Here is a 21,566-nt window from a genome sequence, read left to right as displayed (position 1 = left end):
ATACAAAAAATGCAACGAAAATCAACATATATTTATTTATAATTTATTTTTTTATGTAAAAAAGTAACAAATATAAACATATATTTTTAATTGTAAATAAAATATTAGCGTAATAATAAATAATTATGAGTATTTTTTACACATCTAGCAATAATCTTTGCTTCAATATTATATTCTTTAAGTATTTTTAAAGCTTCATTTGCTTCATTTTCACTCATACTAGCTAAAAGTCCACCTGAAGTTTGAGGATCAAAATACACTATATCCTCATCTTTTTCGTTTAAATTTTCAACCCAAATTTTTAGGCTATCTTTATTTTTATAAGCTCCCGCAGGGATTATCCCCATATTAGCCATTGATAAAACTCCATCCATTAAAGGAATTTCATTTTTATATACTTCTATCGTAATCTCTTTATTTAACATTTCTTTTAAATGTCCCAAAAGACCAAAACCTGTCACATCACTTAAGGCGCTAAGACTTTTAAATCTCTTTAAAATACGACTTGCATATAAATTTAAAAAACTCATTTGCTCTACTGCTTTTAAAATCTTTTCTTTTTCTAGCAAACCAGCCTTAATAGCAGTGCTAACAATACCACTACCTATAGGCTTAGTAAGTAAAATCACATCACCATCTTTTGCGCTATTATTAGCTATAAATTTCTTAGGATGAACTACTCCTGTTACACTAAGTCCAAAAATAAATTCATCATTTTCTATAGTATGCCCACCTACTAGCACAGCGCCAGCTTCTTCAACCTTAACTCTAGCACCTTCTAACACTTCAAGTAAAATTTCATTATTAAAATGACAAGTATCAAAACCTACAATATTTAAAGCATTAATCACCTCAGCACCCATAGCAAATACATCACTTAAAGCATTTGCAGCAGCTATAGCGCCAAAATGATACGCACTATCAACCACGGGTGTAATAAAATCAAGAGTTTGCACCAAAGCTAAATCTTCATTTAGCTTATAAACACTCGCATCTTCATTATTATTAATACCACTTAAAATGTTTTCATGCGGTTTTAAAATGCCAAGAATTTTGTCAAGACCCACCGAGTCTAATTTGGCAGCTCAACCCGCAGCTTTTACATATTGGGTTAGTTTTTGATCTTTATATATCATAAAGAAATAATCTTTGCCTTTCCAAAAAGTTCATTTAAAATTTCATAAGCATTGCCTATTTTACCTATTTTAAGTTCTTTGCTTTTGCCAAAAAATTCCAAACATGCCCCGCAACTATAAATTTCAACTCCTAAATTTTCAAGTTCTTTCATAGCTTCAAAAGCAATATGAGAGCAATCAGTATTCATCAAAACACTATCATTAACACAAAGGATTTTTACAGGTTTATTAGGTAAATCTTTTAGAGTTTTTAAAAAACCTAGCATTAAATTTTTTCCAAGTTCTCCCTCGCCCACTCTATCGCTTTTTAAAAATAACACATTGTATTCTTGTAAATTTTTTTCTTGAGTTTGAGCTATATTGCCATCTTTTACAATGCTAATAATACTCTCATCATCTAAATCTTTAACGCTAAATTCCAAATTTAAAGATTTTAAAAATCTCATTACATTTTCTTTAGAAGCTTGAGAATTTAAAAGAATTTCTAAATTTTCATTTTCTTTTAACTCTTCTAAGGCTTTTTTTGTTTCTATCACAGGACGTGGACAAGCTAAATCTCTGCAATCAATTTTCATTTTTTACCTTTTTTATTTAATGATATATTGTTATAACTTGTATTCAAATTAAGTTTTGTTTTTTTCTTGATTTTTCTTAAAAAATAATTCTTTAAAGCGTTTATTGGTATACTCTTCTACATCTTGTTGTAAAATTTTAAAATTTTGAATTAATTCATAAGCTCTTGGAGTAAGTTTGCTACCAGCTTCACTTCCTCTTCCTTTTTTAGCAATGAGCAGTTCTTCTTTCATATTTTTTTCTAAATCTTGTATATAAAGCCATGCTTTTTTATAATTAATCCCTAGTTGTTTAGCTGCTTGGGAAATACTTCCACATTCTCCTACTAATTCTAAAATATCTGTTTTACCCTTACCAAAAAGCAATTTTCCATCAGAATTTTCTATCCAAATTTTACTTTTTATATGAAATTTTTTACCTTTTTTTTCTTCAAAACAACCAAGTTCACAGTATTTAACATCAATTTTATAGGTTTTAAGTGTGGCTCTAATATCAGCCATATTAAAGTCTTTGGTACATTCTAAAGTATCTTTACATGATATACGACGCTTAGAATCTAATTTTGCTTCTAATTTTTCTAAAATTTCACTTTTTGCTATATTTTTATTTAACTTGCCAAATTGACCTAACTCACAATCTGAAATTTTTACACCTAATTCTTTTATAGCAGTTTGAAAATCTTCTTTAGAATATTGTTTTAAAAATTCTAGTGCTTTTTTACAAGTAAGTTTATTATTTTCATCAAGACTTTTTTGAATTTGTAAAATTAGCTCTTCCATGAATTAACCTTGGATTATAAGTAGTAAAAAAGGGTGCTTGCAAACACCCTTTGAATTATTTTACATCAAGTCCTAAATTTTGACCCTTGAGTAAAACTCTTTTTCTATACATTGCACTAACTTCAGCTGCATCGCCAACCAAAAGTGCATTTGTAGAACAAACCGCAGCACACATAGGCACTTTGCCTTCTGCGATACGATTTTGTCCATAAAGTTCTCTTTCTTCATGAGAGTTGGTAGGCTCAGGACCACCTGCACACATAGTACATTTGTCCATTTCACCCTTAATACCAAAAGCACCGTCTCTTGGAAATTGTGGAGCACCAAAAGGACATGCATAAAGACAATACCCGCAACCTATACAAGTTTTTTTATCATGTAAAACAATACCATCAGCTCTAATATAAAAGCATTTTACAGGACAAACTTGCTCACATGGAGCATCTGTACAGTGTTGGCAAGCAAGAGTTGTTGAAAACTCTTTGCCTTCTATACCTTCATTTAAAGTGATTACTTTTCTTCTGTTAATTCCTACTGGCACTTCATGCGCACTTGAACAAGCTACTTGACAAGCAAAGCAAGAAATACAGCGATTATTATCTACATAAAATTTCATTCTAGCCATAACTTACCCCTTAAGCCTTTTCAAGTCTGCAAAGTCCTGCATTAAACTCAGAAATTTGCGTATTTATATCAAAACCATAGTTAGTAACCGTATTAGAACTTTCCCCTATAGTATAAGGTTTAGTACCTTCAGGATAATTATAACTTAAATCCACACCTTGCATAATACCCGCAAAGTTATAAGGCAAGCAAATTCTATCTGGTGTAACTGAATGATTATGCACACATTTTACTTTAATCTTGGTGCCTTGTGGTGAATGAATCCACATCATATCGCCATCATTTATACCATATTTTAAAGCAAGTTCAGGGTGCACATTAGCAAACATCTCAGGTGTAATAGCTGCAAGATATTTACTAGTTCTCTCAAGCATACCCGCACCGCTTAAATTTACTAAACGCATACTTGAAATAATAGTTGGAAACTCTTTACTCCAATCTGTTTTTTGTTGCTCGCTAATAAATTTACTCTCAACCCTAAAGTTTTTCTCTTGATCGCCCCAAGTAGGATATTTTTTAACCAAATCCCAACGAGGCGAGTGAATAGGCTCTCTATGTAGTGGAATAGGATCAGCAAATTCCCAAACTTTCATTCTAGCTCTTGCATTACCTAAACAACAAGCACTTTTTTCTCTACATTTTTCTAAGATAATACCTGAAATATCTGTGCTCCAGCTAGCGCCCATTAATTCTTTTTCTTTATCGCTTAGTTTGATATTAAACACTTTTTCGATATTTTCTTTAGTAATTTGTGGGTAGCCACCTTTAACTTTACATCCTTTTGGAGTAAAAGTTTCATCTGCTAATTGAGAATGTCCATTATGTTCTAAACCAAAGCGATTTCTAAAGCCCATACCACCTTCTTCATAAGGAATATCTGTGTTCCACATGATAGAAGTGCCTGGGTGTTGTTTATCCCAACAAGGCCAAGGTAAGCCATAATATTCGCCTTTAACTTCACCACCAATACCTCTTTGAGTATCAGGATCAAAATGTTCCCAATTTTGCTGGTGTTTTCTTAGACGCTCAGCTGAAATACCTCTTAAGCCTATACTTAAAAGACCATTACTCATTTCTCTTGTGGCATCATCAGGCCATATGAAATTATCATCATTATCATCTCTTGTTTGTACAAGTTTATGATCTTTTAATTCCATTTTCATACCACGAGTGTATTCTTTATAAAAACCAAATTTTTTAGCAAAAGCAAACATAATCTCTTGGTCTTCTTTACTTTCATAAATTGGTTTTACTACTTGAGAACGCCATTGCATAGCACGATTAGTCGCTGTTACATAACCTTCTGTTTCAAATTGGGTTGAAGCAGGAATAATATAAATACCATCTGGACGATCTGCTAAAACTGCTACTTCATTTACAAAAGGCTCAGCAATTACGATCATATCAAGTTTTTTAAGTGCTTCTTGAATTTTTACCGTATGTGCCATAGAAGTAATACCCGTTCCTTGCACCCAAAGTACACGGATAGGTGAGTTTGAATAAGTTTTTTCTTCATGTAAAACACCTTGCCACCATTTTGCTAGTGAAAAGCCTTTTTCATGCATCCATTCTTTAGAATAAAATCTTGAATTTAAATACTCTCTTTCAACATTCCATACATTAGAAAAATGATTCCAAGCATTATCATCAAGTCCATAATAAGCTGGTAAAGTATCAGCCAAACAACCCATATCAGTAGCACCTTGAACATTATCATGACCTCTGATGATGTTTGTTCCTGCGCCTGGTTTGCCTATATTACCAAGAACGAGTTGTAAGATAGCTAGAATTCTTGTATTAGAACTACCTACTGAGTGCTGAGTAATACCTAAAGCCCAAAATAGCGTAGCAGGTTTAATTGTAGCTAGCATTCTTGTAATTTTTTCAAGTTGAGTAGCCGGAACACCTGTTACATCTTCTACAACTTCAGGAGTCCATTTAGCAGCCTCTGCTTTTATTTCTTCAACTCCATAGGTTCTAGTTTTGATTAATTCTTTATCTTCCCAACCGTTTTTGAAGATTAAATGAAGCATACCATAAACTAAAGCTATATCTGTACCTGGACGAATTCTCACATATTCATCAGCATGCACTGCAGTTTTTGTAAATACAGGATCTACAACTACTAATTTAGCATTATTACGATCTTTTGCTTGCAATAAGTGTTTAAATCCAATAGGATTTGCCACAGCAGTATTTGCACCAAAAATAATCATCATTTTTGAGTGTTTAGTCACATCACCAAAATGATTTGTCATAGCGCCATAACCCCATGTATTCGCCACACCGGCGACTGTTGCGCTGTGTCAAATTCTAGCAACGTGGTCTATATTATTAGTACCCCAAAATGCTGCAAATTTTCTAAAATAATAAGCTTGTTGGTTATTAAATTTAGCCGAACCTAAAAACATAACGCTATCAGGTCCATTTTCCTTACGGATTTCAAGCATTTTATCGCCAATTTCGTTAATAGCTTGTTCCCAAGTTAAACGCACCCATTTGCCATTTTCTTTTTTCATAGGATATTTAATACGCTGTTTTGATTTAGTAAGATCGATTTGATCTATCCCTTTACAGCAGTGTGATCCTTGAGAAATAGGATGTTCTATAGCGTTTTCTTGACGCACCCAAACTCCATCTTGCACTTCTGCTTTAATTCCACAGCCTGCACTACAGATACTACAGATTGTTCTAACAATCTTAGAATCTGGATAAGGATTTGCTACTTCTTGTTCACTTGCAGCTCTAATGGCTTTATTTTCACTACCAAAAGCCGCGCTTCCAAGACCAGCAATACCAGCAAGCTTAAGAAAATTTCTTCTTGCTAATGCCATCTTCTTCCTTTCTTAATTAGTAAGCTATTTTGTAGTATTTTTCCCAATGCATAGTTTTTTTATAAAGCACTTCTTTTTTAGTGCTTTTTCCCAAAACTACGGTATTTTGCTCTTGGTAATCATCTTTAGCTAAAGCATTAACACTTGCCCCAGCTACCACCCCTAAAGCACCAATTTTCAAAGATTTTTTTAAAAAATCCCTTCTTTGATTGGCCTCCATGTTCTCTCCTTTGAAATAAAAGTAAAGAATAACTATAAATACTTATTTTTAAAGTATTTACACACTTAAACATTATAACTTTTGCATATTTTCACTTAAGATTTTATTTAATTTCTATTTTCATAAAAAGATGATTTTGATAATATGTATTTTGGTAACAAAATACATATTAATTTTTATAATTTGCTAAGCTCTTCTATATTTGTTTTACTAAATTTGGTAGGAAGTCTTGGTTCATAAGGAAGTCTTTGTAAAGCCTCATCTGCAATACTTTTACCTTCTTTTTTTATAGGTGCTTGTACTTCTAAATAAGCCCTTTCATTTGCAAAAAATACTTTCATAATATTAGCTATAGCAATGTAAAAATTTGAGTTTTTATGGATTTGTAATTTTTCTATAAACTCATCTACTACAGGGTTTATCACAAAACGAAATAATTGTTGTGCGATTTTTAAATCATGTTCAATAATACTTGCCATAAAAGCAAACAAAAAGCCAAATTCATCTTCGCTTTGTCTACAATCTTCTTTTTTTCTAAATTTGGTTTTTCTAATGATTTCACAAGCTTGAAGTTTCATTTTACCATCATCTCTACCCTCATCATAAAAAGAAGCGCTAATAGGTACATTCACATAAGAAAAATCAAAAAATACAGCATTTTGCTCTTCTTTAAAACTTGCAAAATCACATGCACTAAGTTTTTCAAAATCAGGTTTTAGGCTATCATCTAAAGGGCTTTGAGCTAAAACTAAAACTTGTTCATGCCAAATTTTAAACTCTTTTTCATCAATAAAATTAAAAGCTTTTGAAAAAAATTCATAAAAATATTTACGCGAAAGATCAATATCTTGTATCATTAGTTTTCCTTGTTATTTTTATTTGATTATAACAAGGAAAATTTAAAAAAATCAAGTGAGATTTTAAAATTTTGTTTTAGAATCATAAGTAAATGATGGATTGATTTGTTTTTTATCGCTTAATTCTTTATACCAATAAGAATGTAAAATATAAACTTCCTCTTCTTCTTTATAACCACTAATCATAGAATGGATACTTCCTTTAATAGCAAATACAGCCATATAAATATGAATAGCAAAAAATACTGCACATAAAATACCCAAAATATTATGGATGATAGCTGAAGCTCTTAAAATATCTATATGAGAAATTCCAAAAATAGACTGTAAAGAAGTAGAATTAAAATCAAGGAAAAACATAAACGCTCCGGTGATTATCATCAAAAATCCACCAAAAACAGCTATATAATACCAAGATTTTTGACCAAAGTTAAACTTACCCGCAGGCACAGGCTTTTTCTCTTTGCTTAAATATCCACCTACTATCATCATCCATCTTAAATCATAGCTTGCAGGAAGCATTCTTTTAATCCAACACAAAAGCATAGGAATAATAGAAATGATAAATAAAATAGTAGCAATACCATGTAAGTTTTTACACATTCTTACAAAGAATCCACCACCAAAGTATGATCCAAAAATCATAATAAGTCCGGTCGGTACAAGGATAATCCAAGAAATTGCCGCTACAAAATGAAACAATCTTTCAAATACCGAAAAAGCATAAATTTTCTTACCATCATGAGAAAATTTCTTTGGACCTATAACCATATAATGCAAAGCAAAAGCTGAAATAACCACTATAAGTATAATCAAAACAGCACTTGCAATATACTCACCTTGTAGTTTAGTCCACAAAGCACCAAAATTTTGATAACTTTCTATATTCATCACTCTTTGCACATCCCAAATTTGAGTATTTTTAACTTCAAAATTTTCTTGAGCAAATAGAAAGTTAAGACAGGCTAAAAAAGCTAGTATAACTCTATGCATAAATTACTCCTAAACATTACACGCTAGAAAAGCTTAGCGTTGTAGTTTTGTTAATTTTCAGTTTCCATTTTTATTTTAAAAAAAGTTTTATTTAAAAAACATAAATTTGCAAAAAACTACAAAAAAACTCAATTTTTAGTTTCTTTTTGAATAATTTTCATAACCAAATTCTCTAACCATAGATAGATTTTCATCCTTATCCAAGAACATTAAATTTGGAAGTCTTACTCCATTAAAAGTAGTATTTTTGACTATAGAATAATGAATTTGATCTAAAAATACTATTTTTTGTCCTATTTTTAATTCTTGATTAAAAGCATACTCACCCATGATATCCCCTGCTAAGCAAGTATTACCACCAAGTAAATAAGCAAATTCATCTTCTTTTAACTCGCTATATTTTTCCCCATCACGACTTGATAAAATTCTAGCATTTAAAACCTCACTTGTGTAAGGCATTATGATAGTATCTGGCATATGAGCTTCACTTGAAGTATCTAAAATAGCTATTTTTTTCTCATTTTCTACTATGTCTATCACACTTGCAACTAAAGTCCCGCACTGCCAACCCACAGCCTCACCTGGCTCAAGATACACTTGTACGCCGTATTTATCGCTAAATTTTTTACAAAGATCAATTAGTTTTTGCGTGTCATAACCTTCTTTTGTAATGTGATGGCCCCCGCCAAAATTAACCCATTTCATACTTTTAATAAATTTTGAAAATTTAGCCTCAAAAGCATTTAACACAAGCTCTAAAGAATGCGCACTTTCTTCACATAAAGCATGAAAATGAAGCCCACTTAAGACACTTAAATCTTCATTTTCAAAATCAATCGCACGAATTCCTAGTCTTGAAAATCTACCACAAGGATTATAAAGTTCTTTTGGAGCTACTGAAAGCTCTGGATTACAACGCAAACCAAGAGACTTTTTACTTGCTTTATCTTTAAATTTTTTAAACTGATTAAAAGAGTTAAATACTATATGATGTGAAAGATCTATGATTTCATCTATTTCATCCTCTTTAAAAGCAGGTGAAAAAGTATGAATTTCTTTATCCATATATTCTTTTGCAAATTTAGCTTCCCAAAGCCCGCTACAAGTACAGCCTGATAAATACTCACCAACTATATCCATAGCACCTGAAAAAGCAAAACCCTTTAGCGCAAGCAAAACTTTTGCTCCACTTTGCTCGCTCACTTTAGCCAAAAGCTCACAATTTTTTCTAAGTTTATCTTCTTCTAAAATATAAGCAGGGGTTTGAAAGTCTTTATCTAAATGATTTTTAATTAGCATTATTTATCCTTAATTTTTGATTTAAAACCACTTGTATAACAAATCATATTAAAATTATATCTTGTTTTTATAATTTACAATCATTAATCAAATAATAGCTATAATCAAAATCTAAATCAAAATTAATTTAGGAGTAAAAATTTAATGGATAGAAGGTTATTTTTAAAATTTAATGCTTTAGGTTTAGCAAGTATTAGCAGTGCTTATGCAATGGGAGATCATTCTCATCACAATATGCACTCAAAACATACACAAAAAGAAGTAAAAGAAATCGATACTTCTTTTATCAAACTAGAAAATCCAAACATTAAACTACTCGATGAAAAAAACTTTCCTAGCGGACAAACATTAACAAATTTAAAACTTCTAAAAAACACAAGTACAAAGAAAAATTTCTTTAGATCAAGTATAGAAATCAAAGAAAGTCAAATAGAATTTGTTAAAGGTAAAAAAACAAAATGCTTTACTTACAATGGCTCTATACCTGGACCTAAAATAGAAGTTTATGAAGGTGATACAGTTGAAATTTTAGTAAAAAATAGTTTAAAAGAGCCAACTACAATCCACTGGCATGGACTTGACATACCACCTGAACAAGATGGCAACCCACACGATCCTATCATGCCTGGTAGAGAAAGAATTTATCGCTTTAAACTTGGAGAAAATTCAGCAGGAACTTACTGGTATCATCCACATCCACATCCACACTACACCACAGCAAAGCAAGTTTATAAAGGCTTAGCAGGGGTATTTGTAGTAAAAGCTAAAAAAGATGCGTTGTCGCATTTACAAGAGCAAGATTGGGTGATTAGTGATTTGCGTTTAGATGAAAATGCACAAATTCCTGATAATAATTTATTTGATTGGCTCAATGGCAGAGAAGGAAATTTAGTTCTTATCAATGGACAATTAAAGCCAAAAATAACACTTGACAAAGCTCAAAGAATTCGTATTTATAATTTTTGTGCGGCAAGATATTTAAATTTACGCATTAAAGGTGCTAAATTTATTTTAGTAGGAACTGATGGAGGGCTTATAGAAAAAGGTGTTGAATTAGATGAGTTATTTTTAAGTCCTGCTTCAAGAGTAGAAGTATTAATCAAAGCAAATAAAGGTGATTTTAAACTTGAGAGTATTTATTACGACCGCGATAAAATGCTTGTTAAAGAAGAACCTTACACTCTTATGTTAGCTGATCTTAAAGTAGAAAAAACTATAGAAAACATACCGGAGAAATTACGCGAATTTCCACCTTTAAAAGAAGCTACAAACTTTAAAGAAGTGATTATGAGTGAAGATCATATGCAAATGCATGGTATTAGTAAAAAAAGTGAAGAAGAAATCAAAAAAAGCCTTGCCTCTATGTTTTTAATCAATGGTAAAACATTTGATATGAATAGAACGGATTTAACCTCAAAATTAAATGAGGTAGAAGAATGGGTAGTAAAAAACAAATCGCACATGGATCATCCTTTCCATATACACGGAACACAATTTGAACTCATTTCTTCTAAATTTAAGGGTAAAATAACAAAAGCAAAATTCAGAGCATTGCAAGATACGATTAATGTAAGACCTGGGGAAGAATTAAGACTTAGAATGAGTCAGAAATTTACCGGTATTAGAATGTTTCACTGCCATATTTTAGAGCATGAAGATCTTGGAATGATGGGAATTTTAGAAATCAAAGAATAAAGGTAAAAAAATGGTAAAAGTCGAATTTCTAGGGCCAATTGACAAAGAAAGCTTAGAACTAAACATAAGCAATCTTAAAGAATTAAAAGCAATTTTAGGGCAAGATGAAAGCTTAAAAGAATGGCTTGAGCTTTGTGCGGTTGCTTTAAATGATGAAATGGTTTTTGATGATGAAACCACCTTAAAAGATGGGGATAAAATCTGCCTACTTCCACCGGTTTGTGGAGGATGAGTTATGTTTGAATTATACCAAGGAGCCTTAGAAATTCCTAGCATTTATGCTAGATGGTATAAATATGCTAAAGATAAAAACTGCGGAGCTTTGATCACATTTTGTGGTATAGTGAGGGCTGAAGATGAGATTGAGGCTTTGAGTTTTGATATATATGAACCTTTGTTAAAAACTTGGTTTGAAAAATGGTGTCAAAAACTTGCGAATGAAAATGTAAGTTTGATGTTTGCTCACTCTATTGGTGAGGTTAAGGTGCATGAGAGTTCTTATTTTGCTGGGGTTTTAAGCAAGCAAAGAAAATTAGGACTTAAGCTAATTAATGATTTTGTAGAAGATTTTAAAGCAAGTGCGCCTATATGGAAATATGATATCATTAATGGCGAAAAAATTTATGCCAAAGAACGCTCTTTGAAACTTCAAGGAGCAGGAATTTTAAGCGCTAAGGACTAAAATGCTAACTTCTTATAGCCAAAGTTTAGACATACTTCATTCACACATACAAACATATGAAAAAATAGAAAACATCGCCTTAACACAGTGCTTAGATAGAATTTTAGCCATAGACATCAAAGCTTCTACTAACAACCCTCAATTTCCCACAGCCTCTATGGATGGCTATGCGATCAAATTTAGCGAGCAAGATGAGCCTTTGTCTATCATAGGCGAAGTGCCTGCAGGAGTTTTTCCAAGCTTTAAAATACAAAATAAAGAATGTGTTAAAACCTTTACAGGCTCTTTAATGAGTGAGGGTTGTGATACCTTAGTACCTGTGGAAAAAGTTGAAGTTAAAGAAGGTATAGTTTATGTAAAAGAAAAAGTTCCACAAGGCTTTGCTGTAAGAAAGGTGGGCGAGAGCTACACTAAAGGTGAAATTTTACTCACTAAAGGTACAAAGCTAGGCTATAGCGAGATAGCACTTTTAGCCGAGCTTGGATACTTTCATATTTGCGTTTTTGCTAAACCTATCATAGGCGTGCTAAGTAGTGGAAGTGAGATCAAAGACTTAGGCGAAAGCTTAGAACACCCTGCACAAATTCGCTCATCAAACCATGTAGCTATAGCTAATATGGCAAAAAAACTTGGTGCTGAAGCTAGAATTTTTCCACTTTTAAAAGATGATATGCAAAAAACTCCAAGTGTTTTAAAACAAGCACTTAATGCGTGTGATATTTTAGTTACCACTGGTGGAGTTTCCATGGGGGATTTTGACTTTTTAAAGCAAGCTGTTAAAGAGTATGAAGTCATCATAGACAAAGTCGATGTAAAGCCTGGTAAACACATCAAAATAGCCAAATTTGAAGATAAATTCATCTTTGCTCTACCGGGTTTTCCATACTCGGCTATGGTGATGTTTAATTTATATGTAAGAGAACTTTTAAATGCTTGGCTTTTACAAGAAAAAGACTATGTATTTAAGGCATTTGCAAATACTGATTATAAGAAAAAAAGTCCGCATTTAGAATTTGTAGCTTGTAATGTAGAATTTAAAGATGGAAAAATTTATGCCAATTTAAAAGGCAAAAAACAAGGTTCAAGTGCCATCATCAACAACCTTAACCACAAAGCTGCATTAATGATAGCACATGATGATATAAGAGAAAATGATTTGGTTGATATAATTTTTACGCCTTAAACAAGTGCTTTTTGAATTTTTTCAAAAAGCACTTATGTTGGTAACTAATATTTACAATAGCTCAAAAAAATATTTTATAAAAACAAAATATTCTAATCAAGAAATTAAATAACTTAATAAAATTTAAACTATTTACAAATTTATTTAAAAATAGGTAAATATAAGGCTTTTTTGTTATACTTAATTAAAAATTTTTGAAGACAAAATCAAGGAAAAAAATGGCAAAGAAAATAGAGGTAAAACTAGAAGATGTATTATGGAAAAGTGCCGATAAACTACGCAAAAACATCGATGCAGCAGAGTATAAACACATAGTTCTAGGGCTTATATTTTTACGCTACATTAGTGATAGTTTTATGCAAAAATACGAAGAATTACTCGAAGAACAATCCGAAGGAGCTGACCCAGAAGATGAAGACGAATACCTAGCTGACAATATCTTCTTTGTTCCAGAAAAATCCCGCTACACCTACCTAAGAAACAACGCCAAAAATCCCAAAATAGGCAAAATGCTAGATGAAGCAATGGACGAGATAGAAACACACAATGATACTCTAAAAGGAGTTTTGCCAAAAGTCTATGCTAAAGACAACCTAGATAGCAAATGCTTAGGCGAACTTATAGACCTAATAGGCAATATCGCTTTTGATACCGGTAAAAGCGCTGATGTTTTAGGTCATGTATTTGAGTATTTTTTAGGTGAGTTTGCCCTAGCTGAAGGCAAACAAGGCGGACAATTCTACACTCCAAAATGCGTCGTAGAGCTTTTAGTAGCCATGCTTGAGCCATACAAAGGCAGGGTGTTTGACCCTTGTTGTGGAAGTGGCGGTATGTTTGTCCAAAGCGAAGAGTTCGTAAAATCTCGCCAAGGCAGACTAGATGATATCTCAATCTATGGTCAAGAGTCAAACCAGACCACCTATAAACTCGCCAAAATGAACCTAGCCATAAGAAAAATTGAAAGCTCGCAAGTGATATGGAACAACGAAGGCTCATTTTTAAACGACGCCCACAAAGACCTAAAAGCTGATTTTATCATAGCTAACCCGCCATTTAATGACTCAGATTGGAGTGGCGAACTACTAGAAAAAGACGGCAGATGGAAATACGGCGTCCCACCAGCAAGCAACGCCAACTACGCTTGGATACAACACTTTTTATATCATCTATCGCCAAACGGCGGTGTAGCGGGATTTGTCCTAGCTAAAGGTGCACTTACAAGTAATACCACAAATGAAGCAGCCATTAGAAAAGCTCTCATTGAAGATGATTTGATAGATTGTATAGTAAATCTACCCGCAAAGCTGTTTTTAAACACAGGTATCCCTGCATCACTTTGGTTTATAAGACGCCAAAAGCTACCAAACACAGCTAAAAAGACGCTTTTTATAGATGCAAGAGATTTAGGAACTATGATAAATAGACGCAACAAAACCCTAAACAAAGACGACATAAACCAAATCGCAAACACTTATAAAGCATGGAAAAACGGCACCGATTATGAAGACATAAAAGGCTTTTGTAAAAGCACTAGCATAGATGAGATAAGAGAGCTTTCTTATGTGCTTACTCCAGGGCGTTATGTGGGGCTTGCTGATAGTGATGATGAGTTTGATTTTGATACTAGATTTATCGAGCTTTTAACCAAGCTAAAATCCCAAATCAAAACCGAGCAAGAGCTAAGCGAAACTATCTTAAAAAACTTAGAGAAGATTAAATGATGTTTTGTGTTATGCTCTCGTCAAAATCACTTAAATCTAGCTTAATTTATACAGCCCACAGCTTGAAAATACGAGCTTTTAGCATTTTTTCTTCTGTTATGCTTTCGTCATTATCTTTTAAACTAAGCTTAAACAAACGAAATTCCAAATTTAAATTCTTGAATTTATTTCGTGTATTTTTTACGGAAATAAATTCCAAGGGATTAAGATATGAATAATTGGAAAAAATGTAAGCTTGGGGATATTTGTAGTAAGATAACCGATGGTTCTCACAAAAGCCCACCAAGTCAGACTAGCGGTTTTCCTATGGCATCTGTAAAAGATATGGAATATAATCAAATAAATTTAAACACTTGTAGAAAAATTTCTAAAGAAGATTATCTGAAGTTGGTAGCAAGTGGGTGTCAACCAGAAATAAATGATATTTTAATTGCTAAAGATGGTAGTTATTTAAAACATGTTTTTCGTGTTAGAAAAAAAGAAGAATTAGTATTGCTATCTTCAATAGCTATTATTAGACCGATATTGGAGCAGGTGTGTCCTCAATTTTTAACTTATGTATTTAAAAATAAAAGATTTATAGAAGAAATTGAAGCGAATTATGTTACTGGTGCTGTTATACCTAGAATAGTGTTAAGGGATTTTAAAGAAATTGAAATTACACTACCACCACTAGAAGAGCAAAGACAAATCGCTGCTATTTTAAGTAGTATTGACGACAAGATAGAGCTACTACACGAGCAAAACAAAACCCTAGAAAAACTCGCCCAAACTCTTTTTAGACACTATTTCATAGAAAACCCAAACCCATCTTGGCAAGAAAAACCATTGAAAGATGTATGCGTGATTTTAAATGGATATGCGTTCAAAAGTAAGGAATATTCTCAAAATGGAACAAAAATCGTAAGAACAACAAATTTTAAAAATGGTTTTATTGACAATAAAGATGTTATTTATATTGATAATTTAGAAAATCAATATGATAAATACTTGTTAAGAAAAAATGATTTTTTATTAGTTATGGTTGGTGCAAGTTTAGGAAATTATGTAGTGGTTACAAGTAATGTTTTACCAGCTTTGCAAAATCAAAATATGTGGAATTTTAGAGCGTTAGAAGGTGTTTCTCAACATTATTTAAACTATGCTTTAAGGGACATTATAAAAGAAAGTGTCTATGGTGCTTCAGGAAGTGCAAGGGAATTTTTTCAAAAAAATCAATTTTATGAAAAAAACATATTAGTCCCTAGTTTTGAAATAATGAATAAATTTGAAGAAGAAATTAGTGGGTTTTATGATAAATTAAATGAAAATTTAGAGCAAATCCAAACCCTAGAAAATATGCGTGATATACTTATCCCAAAACTTCTAAACGGAGAAATAAAAATAAACAACTAAAGGAGACGAGATGGCAAAGAGTAATAAAATAATAGATTTTTCTTTAACTTTAAAAAATATTGGAAAGCATCAATCATTAGATTTTAAGGAAAAAATAAATTCTTTTAGAATTGCTTTGTATGCAATGAATGGTAGTGGCAAAACATTTATAAGTAGGGCTTTTCGTTTAGTAGAAATGCAAAATATAACTGAACAAAATAGCATGATTGATAAGGTTAATAATATTATTTCTTTTGATAGCAACAATGCTAAAATTCAACTACATATTAAAAATTTAAAAAATAAAGACCAGTTTGACTTAGATGTAGAACTTACAAAGGATAAGTTTCCGCATTTTAATCAAAAAATATCGTATATATTTCATGTTTTTAATAGTGATTATATTTTGGAGAATATACAATCTAGGCAATATGAAGTAAATGGTAATATAGATGGATATATTATAGGGAAAGAAAATATAGATTTAAATGATGAGAAAGCTAAAAAATTAAAATTAGAAGATAAAGAAAAAGATTTAAAGAAAAAAATAAGTGATAAAATTCAAGAAGGGTTAAAAGAATTAACTGACTTAAAAATAAGTCCTCGCTTAAAAGAATATCAAAACATTACATTTGATAATATTGTTGAAGATATAGAGCAAGGATTTGATAAAAGCTTAAATTTTTCTAATTTAGCTAACGAATATAAAAATATATCAAGTGATATTGAAGAATATAAAGATATTGAAAATATAGATTGTGTTGGTATTGATGATGTTAGTTTTCTTAATGAAATACAAACTAAATTAGAAAAAGAGTATTCAAAGTCTAATTTCACTGAAGATTTTTTAGAAAAAATGAAAAGCAAAAAGGATTTTATAGAATTAGGTATGAATAATATCAAAAAAGACAATTCTAGTTGTCCTTTTTGTGAGCAAAAATTAGATGATAATGCTAGGGATTTAATAAATAAATATAATGAATTTTTAGATACAGAAGAGACAAAACTTTTAAAGTTTATTGAACGCAGTAGAAGTAATTTAGATAATTTTTCTAATCAAATCAAAAGTGATATTGAAAAATCGAAAAATATTCAAGCTGACTATAACAGATTAAAGGATTTATTTAAACAAAAAGAATTGGGTAATTTAAAAAATATTAAGACTGAAGAGTTTAAATTATTAGAAAATGGGATTAATACAATATCTTTAGCATTAGAAAATAAATCTAAAGACATAACACAAGTGATTAATATAAATGACAATATAGAAAGTATTAAAAAATATATTAATATAGCTATTGAAGTTACACAATATAACAATAAATTGATTGCTAGTGTAAATAGTTTAAAAAATAATAGTAAGGATTATGTAAAAAACTTAAAAACAAAGATTTGCCAAGCTAAAATGCTAGAAATTAAAAATATAGCAAAAGAAGAAATAAAAGATTATAAAAATAATATTGTTTCCTTAAAAGAATTAAATGAAAGTATATTGGTAAAACAAGAAAAAGTTAAAAAAAGTAAAAAAGAAGAATTTATCAAAACATTCAAGCTGTTATTGGATGTATTTTTTCAAGGTAAATATTCTTTTAGTAAGAGTGATTTTTGTTTAACATTAAACAACGAGCATAAACTTAAAAATAAGATAGCTAAAGTATTAAGCGATGGAGAAAAAAGCATAATAGCATTTTGTCATTATATAGCAGAAAGTCATGTGAAAATCTCTCAAGCTGATGAATATGAAAAAATATTTTTTATAATAGATGACCCTATATCTAGCATGGATTATCATTATGTTTATTCTGTTTCTAAGGTAATAAGGGATTTGCAAAATTATATTTCAGATATTAAGAAGATTAGATTTTTGATATTAACACATAATGTAGATTTTTATAATATGTTGATAAGAAATAAAATCACAAAAGATAATTTTATTTTAGAAAATGGAAAAATAAAAAAAATTAATGAAAACAAATATATATTACCATATATCGAACAATTAAAAGAGATATATAAAATATATATAGGTCAAGAGAAACCAAAATATCATACAGCAAATTCTATTAGAAACGTTTTAGAGTCTGTCGGAAGATTTTTTTATCCGACAGATGATTTGCATGATGTTATGCAAAAATTAGGACTTATGGATTTATATAGTTTTATAAATGACGGCTCTCATGGTGGATGTGCAAGTCAAAAACCGATAACAGATACAAATATTAAAGGCTATTGTGAGAAACTGATAGAAGTTTTGAAAGAGAAAATTCCAGGGCAAATTAAAATGATAGAAAATGAAATAGGCGTGAACAAAAAATGAGCAAGGCTAAGACTAGTGAGTTTGATTTGGAACAGTTTGTCATATTATCACTTAAAAAGCTTGGGTGGTGCTATAAAAAGCCTGTAAGAGCCACTGATGAAGTCTTGCTAGAAACTAGCCTTGTAAATGCACTTTGTAGGCTAAATCCACAGCTTGATTTATCAAAGGCTAATGAGATTTATAAAGAGCTAAAAAGCACAAATCACCTTAGCCTTTTAGATAGTAACGAAAACTTTCATTATAAGCTTGTAAATGGGGTAAATATAAGCGCTACAAAAGACGGCGAAAGCAGAGCCAATATCATAAATCTAATTGATTTTGACAATGTAAGCAACAATGAATTCATAGTAACAAACCAGCTAAGCATCACAGAAGCTAAAGAAAACAAAATCCCCGATGTGGTGCTATACATAAATGGAATTCCACTTGTTTTAATGGAGCTAAAAAGCCCAAGCGATGAAAACGTCACGATAAGCTCAGCCTATAATCAAATAAATACTTATAAACAAGCAATCCCAAGCATTTTTGTCTACAATGCTTTTTGCGTGATAAGCGATGGGTATTTTGCTAGGGCGGGGAGTATTTCGGCTGATTTTTCAAGGTTTATGGCGTGGAAAAGTAGCGATGGGATAAACTACGCTCCAAACAAGTCTTTGGAGATAAAAACCCTAATAGATGGTATGCTAAATCCAAAAACCTTGCTAGACATCATCTGCAATTTTATAGTTTTTGAAAAAGAGCAGATAAAAGATATAAATAATATTTTGAGTATAAAAACTACCAAAAAAATCGCAGCCTATCATCAATACTACGCAGTAAATAAAGCTATATCAAGGACAATCACAGCAAGTAGTAAAGATGGAGATAAAAAAGGTGGCGTGGTATGGCATACGCAAGGTAGTGGGAAGTCTTTGTCTATGGTGTTTTATAGCGCTAAAGCGATAAAGGCTTTAAATAATCCTACGATTTTGGTTATCACGGATAGAAATGACTTAGATGATCAGCTTTTTGGTACTTTTGCAAGTTGTGTAAACCTTTTAAGACAAGAGCCAAAACAAGCAAACGATAAAGAGCATTTAAAAGAGCTTTTAAAGGTAGCTAGTGGTGGAGTGGTATTTACTACTATTCAAAAATTTAGTCCAGAAAATGATAATGTATTTGAGTGCTTATCACTTAGAAATAATATCATCGTAATTGCAGATGAAGCACACAGAACCCAATACGGCTTTGATGCAAAAGTAGTAGAAGAAAAGTCAAAAAGTGGCGATGTGTTAGGGCAAAAGATAGTTTATGGTTTTGCAAAATATTTGCGTGATGCTTTGCCAAATGCTACTTATATAGGATTTACAGGAACGCCAATTGAAAGCCATGATGTAAATACCCTTGCAGTTTTTGGAAACTATATAGACATATATGATATATCAAGAGCTGTTGAAGATGGTGCTACTGTGAGCATATATTATGAAAGCAGGCTTGCCAAAATAGAGCTAAGCGAAGAAGGAAAAAAGCTCATAGATGAACTAGATGAAAAGCTTGAAAACCAAGAAAACGAAAAAGCAAAAGCTACTAAACTAGAAGCGGTAGTAGGTAGCACAAGCAGATTACAACAAATCGCTAAAGATATAGTAGAGCACTTTGAGGCAAGGTCTAGTAAGCTCGGCGGAAAAGGTATGATAGTAAGCATAAGTCGAAGTGTAGCTATAAAGCTATATGATGAAATCATAAGAATAAGACCAAACTGGCATAGTGATGAGCTAAATAGCGGAGCTATAAAAGTAGTGATGACTTCAAGCTCTAGCGATGGAGCAGAATTTAGCAAACATCATACAAGCAAGGCTCAAAAGCAGTTTTTGGCAAATCGTATGAGAGATATAAACGATGAACTAAAGCTTGTTATCGTGGTGGATATGTGGCTAACTGGCTTTGATGCACCATCGCTTCATACTCTTTATATAGATAAGCCTATGAAAGGACATAACCTAATGCAAGCCATAGCTAGGGTAAATAGGGTTTATAAGGATAAACCTAGTGGGCTTGTGGTGGATTATCTTGGGATTGCAAGTGATTTGAAAAAGGCTTTATCGTTTTATAGCGAAAGTGGTGGCAAGAGCGATATGGTCGCTACTCAAGAAGATGCTGTAAAAGTGATGATAGAAAAGCTTGAAATCGTAGAGCAAATGCTACCAAATGACTATGAAAGATATTTTGAGCTTGATACTGGGGCTAAACTTGAATATATACTTGATGTAGAAGAGCATATATTATCAAATGAAGATGGCAAAGATAGGTTTATGAGAGAATTTACAGCACTTGATAAAGCCTACACAATAGCTATTCCGCACGAAAAAGCTTTAGGTATAAAAGATAAAATTGCCTTTATGTATACAATAAAAGCTAGATTTTTAAAGTTTACTAGAGCAAATGAGAGTAAAAATACAATTAATCAAACAATCATAAAACAAGTGGTAGATAAGGCTATCATATCATCTAATGTGGTGGATATTTTTGATGCTAGTGGGATAAAAAAACCTGATATATCTATACTTTCTGATGAGTTTTTACTAGAAGTAAAAAACATGAAGCGTAAAAATTTAGCCTTTGAAATGCTAAAAAAGATACTAAATGATGAGATAAAATCAAGGCAAAAGCTAAGCCTAACAAGGACTAAAAAATTAGCGCAAATGCTAAATGAAACTATCAAAAAATACAATAACAAATTAATCTCATCAAGCGAGGCGTTAGATGAGCTAATAAATATGAGTAAAAACATAGCAAGTATGGATGATGAGGCTAAAAGACTAGGGCTAAAAGACTATGAATACGCCTTTTACTCAGCACTTGCTTGTAATGATGAGTATGAAAAGATTTTAGGAAATGAAAAATTATTAGCACTTGTTAGCGAAATACTACAAATCATTAAAAACAATGCGAGTATAGATTGGATGATAAAAGAAAATGTAAGAGCAAGATTAAGAGTAGCCGTAAAAAAGGTACTCAAAAAATACGGCTATCCACCTGATATGCAACAACTCGCAATTGATGGAGTTTTAGCTCAAGCTGAGATTTTAACTCAAGAATTAGCTAGCGAACATTAAATAATACTAAAAATATGAAAATTTATATTACTACTTTTATATCTACATATATAAAAGTAGTAAAAACAAAATTATATAAGCTATTCCATCTTATAAACGTACCTTAAGTATAGTATCTTACTTTATTTTCCCTATTGCAATAAAAACCTAGCTTTAATATAATTTCAAAAACCACAAAGGAGAG

17 protein-coding genes are annotated in these 21,566 nt (G+C 31.4%); 8 read left to right on the top strand and 9 right to left on the bottom strand.

Annotated elements, in window-relative coordinates:
- Positions 1–104 precede the first annotated feature (104 nt).
- The 9 genes from selD to nspC all read right to left on the bottom strand — a co-directional run bounded on the left by selD (position 105) and on the right by nspC (position 9,315).
- On the bottom strand, positions 105–1,136 hold the full coding sequence (gene selD / locus EL235_RS01830; protein ID WP_080750148.1) for a selenide, water dikinase SelD: 1,032 nt from the start codon (positions 1,134–1,136) through the stop codon (positions 105–107).
- Positions 1,133–1,711, bottom strand: coding sequence for a sulfurtransferase-like selenium metabolism protein YedF (gene yedF, locus EL235_RS01825; protein ID WP_039625428.1), 579 nt, complete (start codon positions 1,709–1,711; stop codon positions 1,133–1,135). The genes selD and yedF overlap by 4 nt, the downstream gene beginning before the upstream one ends.
- A gap of 48 nt (positions 1,712–1,759) precedes the next feature.
- Positions 1,760–2,488, bottom strand: a complete 729-nt coding sequence (locus tag EL235_RS01820) for a winged helix-turn-helix domain-containing protein (RefSeq protein WP_126340687.1) — start codon at positions 2,486–2,488, stop codon at positions 1,760–1,762.
- 55 nt (positions 2,489–2,543) lie between these two features.
- The gene (fdh3B, locus tag EL235_RS01815) at positions 2,544–3,113 is read right to left on the bottom strand and encodes a formate dehydrogenase FDH3 subunit beta (RefSeq protein ID WP_039617607.1); all 570 of its coding nucleotides are present in this window, start codon (positions 3,111–3,113) and stop codon (positions 2,544–2,546) included.
- A gap of 10 nt (positions 3,114–3,123) precedes the next feature.
- A complete protein-coding gene (locus EL235_RS01810; protein WP_232017397.1) occupies positions 3,124–5,946 on the bottom strand; it encodes a formate dehydrogenase subunit alpha in 2,823 nt (940 codons plus the stop codon).
- A 16-nt stretch (positions 5,947–5,962) separates the two neighbouring features.
- The gene (locus tag EL235_RS01800) at positions 5,963–6,166 is read right to left on the bottom strand and encodes a twin-arginine translocation signal domain-containing protein (protein WP_012661099.1); all 204 of its coding nucleotides are present in this window, start codon (positions 6,164–6,166) and stop codon (positions 5,963–5,965) included.
- A 176-nt stretch (positions 6,167–6,342) separates the two neighbouring features.
- A complete protein-coding gene (locus EL235_RS01795; protein ID WP_126340685.1) occupies positions 6,343–7,023 on the bottom strand; it encodes a TorD/DmsD family molecular chaperone in 681 nt (226 codons plus the stop codon).
- Positions 7,024–7,086: 63 nt separating this feature from the next.
- Positions 7,087–8,016, bottom strand: a complete 930-nt coding sequence (locus EL235_RS01790; protein WP_039625423.1) for a formate dehydrogenase subunit gamma — start codon at positions 8,014–8,016, stop codon at positions 7,087–7,089.
- A 135-nt stretch (positions 8,017–8,151) separates the two neighbouring features.
- Positions 8,152–9,315, bottom strand: coding sequence for a carboxynorspermidine decarboxylase (gene nspC / locus EL235_RS01785; RefSeq protein WP_126340684.1), 1,164 nt, complete (start codon positions 9,313–9,315; stop codon positions 8,152–8,154).
- 144 nt (positions 9,316–9,459) lie between these two features.
- Between nspC and EL235_RS01780 the strand changes: the two genes are divergently transcribed.
- The 8 genes from EL235_RS01780 (at position 9,460) to EL235_RS01745 (ending at position 21,382) form a co-directional block, all read left to right on the top strand.
- Entirely contained in the window at positions 9,460–11,010 is a 1,551-nt protein-coding gene (locus EL235_RS01780; RefSeq protein ID WP_126340683.1) for a multicopper oxidase family protein, read from the top strand.
- A 10-nt stretch (positions 11,011–11,020) separates the two neighbouring features.
- A complete protein-coding gene (locus EL235_RS01775) occupies positions 11,021–11,242 on the top strand; it encodes a MoaD/ThiS family protein (protein WP_039640867.1) in 222 nt (73 codons plus the stop codon).
- Between the two features lie 3 nt (positions 11,243–11,245).
- Positions 11,246–11,692 (top strand): molybdopterin synthase catalytic subunit, encoded by a 447-nt coding sequence (locus EL235_RS01770; RefSeq protein WP_126340682.1) that lies wholly within the window; start codon positions 11,246–11,248, stop codon positions 11,690–11,692.
- Position 11,693: 1 nt separating this feature from the next.
- On the top strand, positions 11,694–12,875 hold the full coding sequence (locus EL235_RS01765) for a molybdopterin molybdotransferase MoeA (protein ID WP_126340681.1): 1,182 nt from the start codon (positions 11,694–11,696) through the stop codon (positions 12,873–12,875).
- Between the two features lie 218 nt (positions 12,876–13,093).
- Positions 13,094–14,596, top strand: coding sequence for a type I restriction-modification system subunit M (locus tag EL235_RS01760; RefSeq protein ID WP_126340680.1), 1,503 nt, complete (start codon positions 13,094–13,096; stop codon positions 14,594–14,596).
- 210 nt (positions 14,597–14,806) lie between these two features.
- Complete coding sequence (locus tag EL235_RS01755; protein WP_126340679.1) at positions 14,807–15,991, top strand: restriction endonuclease subunit S; 1,185 nt, start codon at positions 14,807–14,809, stop codon at positions 15,989–15,991.
- A 10-nt stretch (positions 15,992–16,001) separates the two neighbouring features.
- A complete protein-coding gene (locus EL235_RS01750) occupies positions 16,002–18,287 on the top strand; it encodes an AAA family ATPase (protein ID WP_126340678.1) in 2,286 nt (761 codons plus the stop codon).
- Positions 18,284–21,382 (top strand): type I restriction endonuclease subunit R, encoded by a 3,099-nt coding sequence (locus EL235_RS01745; RefSeq protein WP_126340677.1) that lies wholly within the window; start codon positions 18,284–18,286, stop codon positions 21,380–21,382. The genes EL235_RS01750 and EL235_RS01745 overlap by 4 nt, the downstream gene beginning before the upstream one ends.
- Positions 21,383–21,566 lie beyond the last annotated feature (184 nt).

The organism is Campylobacter lari (genome assembly GCF_900638335.1).
Taxonomy (GTDB): domain Bacteria; phylum Campylobacterota; class Campylobacteria; order Campylobacterales; family Campylobacteraceae; genus Campylobacter_D; species Campylobacter_D lari_E.
This window is presented reverse-complemented; position numbering and strand designations above follow the sequence as displayed.

Coding starts and splice junctions, on each gene's coding strand:
- fdh3B (WP_039617607.1), bottom strand. CDS start 3,113: ATGGCTAGAATGAAATTTTATGTAGATAATAATCGCTGTATTTCTTGC.
- EL235_RS01780 (WP_126340683.1), top strand. CDS start 9,460: ATGGATAGAAGGTTATTTTTAAAATTTAATGCTTTAGGTTTAGCAAGT.
- EL235_RS01745 (WP_126340677.1), top strand. CDS start 18,284: ATGAGCAAGGCTAAGACTAGTGAGTTTGATTTGGAACAGTTTGTCATA.
- EL235_RS01800 (WP_012661099.1), bottom strand. CDS start 6,166: ATGGAGGCCAATCAAAGAAGGGATTTTTTAAAAAAATCTTTGAAAATT.
- EL235_RS01750 (WP_126340678.1), top strand. CDS start 16,002: ATGGCAAAGAGTAATAAAATAATAGATTTTTCTTTAACTTTAAAAAAT.
- EL235_RS01770 (WP_126340682.1), top strand. CDS start 11,246: ATGTTTGAATTATACCAAGGAGCCTTAGAAATTCCTAGCATTTATGCT.
- nspC (WP_126340684.1), bottom strand. CDS start 9,315: ATGCTAATTAAAAATCATTTAGATAAAGACTTTCAAACCCCTGCTTAT.
- EL235_RS01760 (WP_126340680.1), top strand. CDS start 13,094: ATGGCAAAGAAAATAGAGGTAAAACTAGAAGATGTATTATGGAAAAGT.
- EL235_RS01755 (WP_126340679.1), top strand. CDS start 14,807: ATGAATAATTGGAAAAAATGTAAGCTTGGGGATATTTGTAGTAAGATA.
- yedF (WP_039625428.1), bottom strand. CDS start 1,711: ATGAAAATTGATTGCAGAGATTTAGCTTGTCCACGTCCTGTGATAGAA.
- EL235_RS01775 (WP_039640867.1), top strand. CDS start 11,021: ATGGTAAAAGTCGAATTTCTAGGGCCAATTGACAAAGAAAGCTTAGAA.
- EL235_RS01820 (WP_126340687.1), bottom strand. CDS start 2,488: ATGGAAGAGCTAATTTTACAAATTCAAAAAAGTCTTGATGAAAATAAT.
- EL235_RS01765 (WP_126340681.1), top strand. CDS start 11,694: ATGCTAACTTCTTATAGCCAAAGTTTAGACATACTTCATTCACACATA.
- EL235_RS01790 (WP_039625423.1), bottom strand. CDS start 8,016: ATGCATAGAGTTATACTAGCTTTTTTAGCCTGTCTTAACTTTCTATTT.
- EL235_RS01795 (WP_126340685.1), bottom strand. CDS start 7,023: ATGATACAAGATATTGATCTTTCGCGTAAATATTTTTATGAATTTTTT.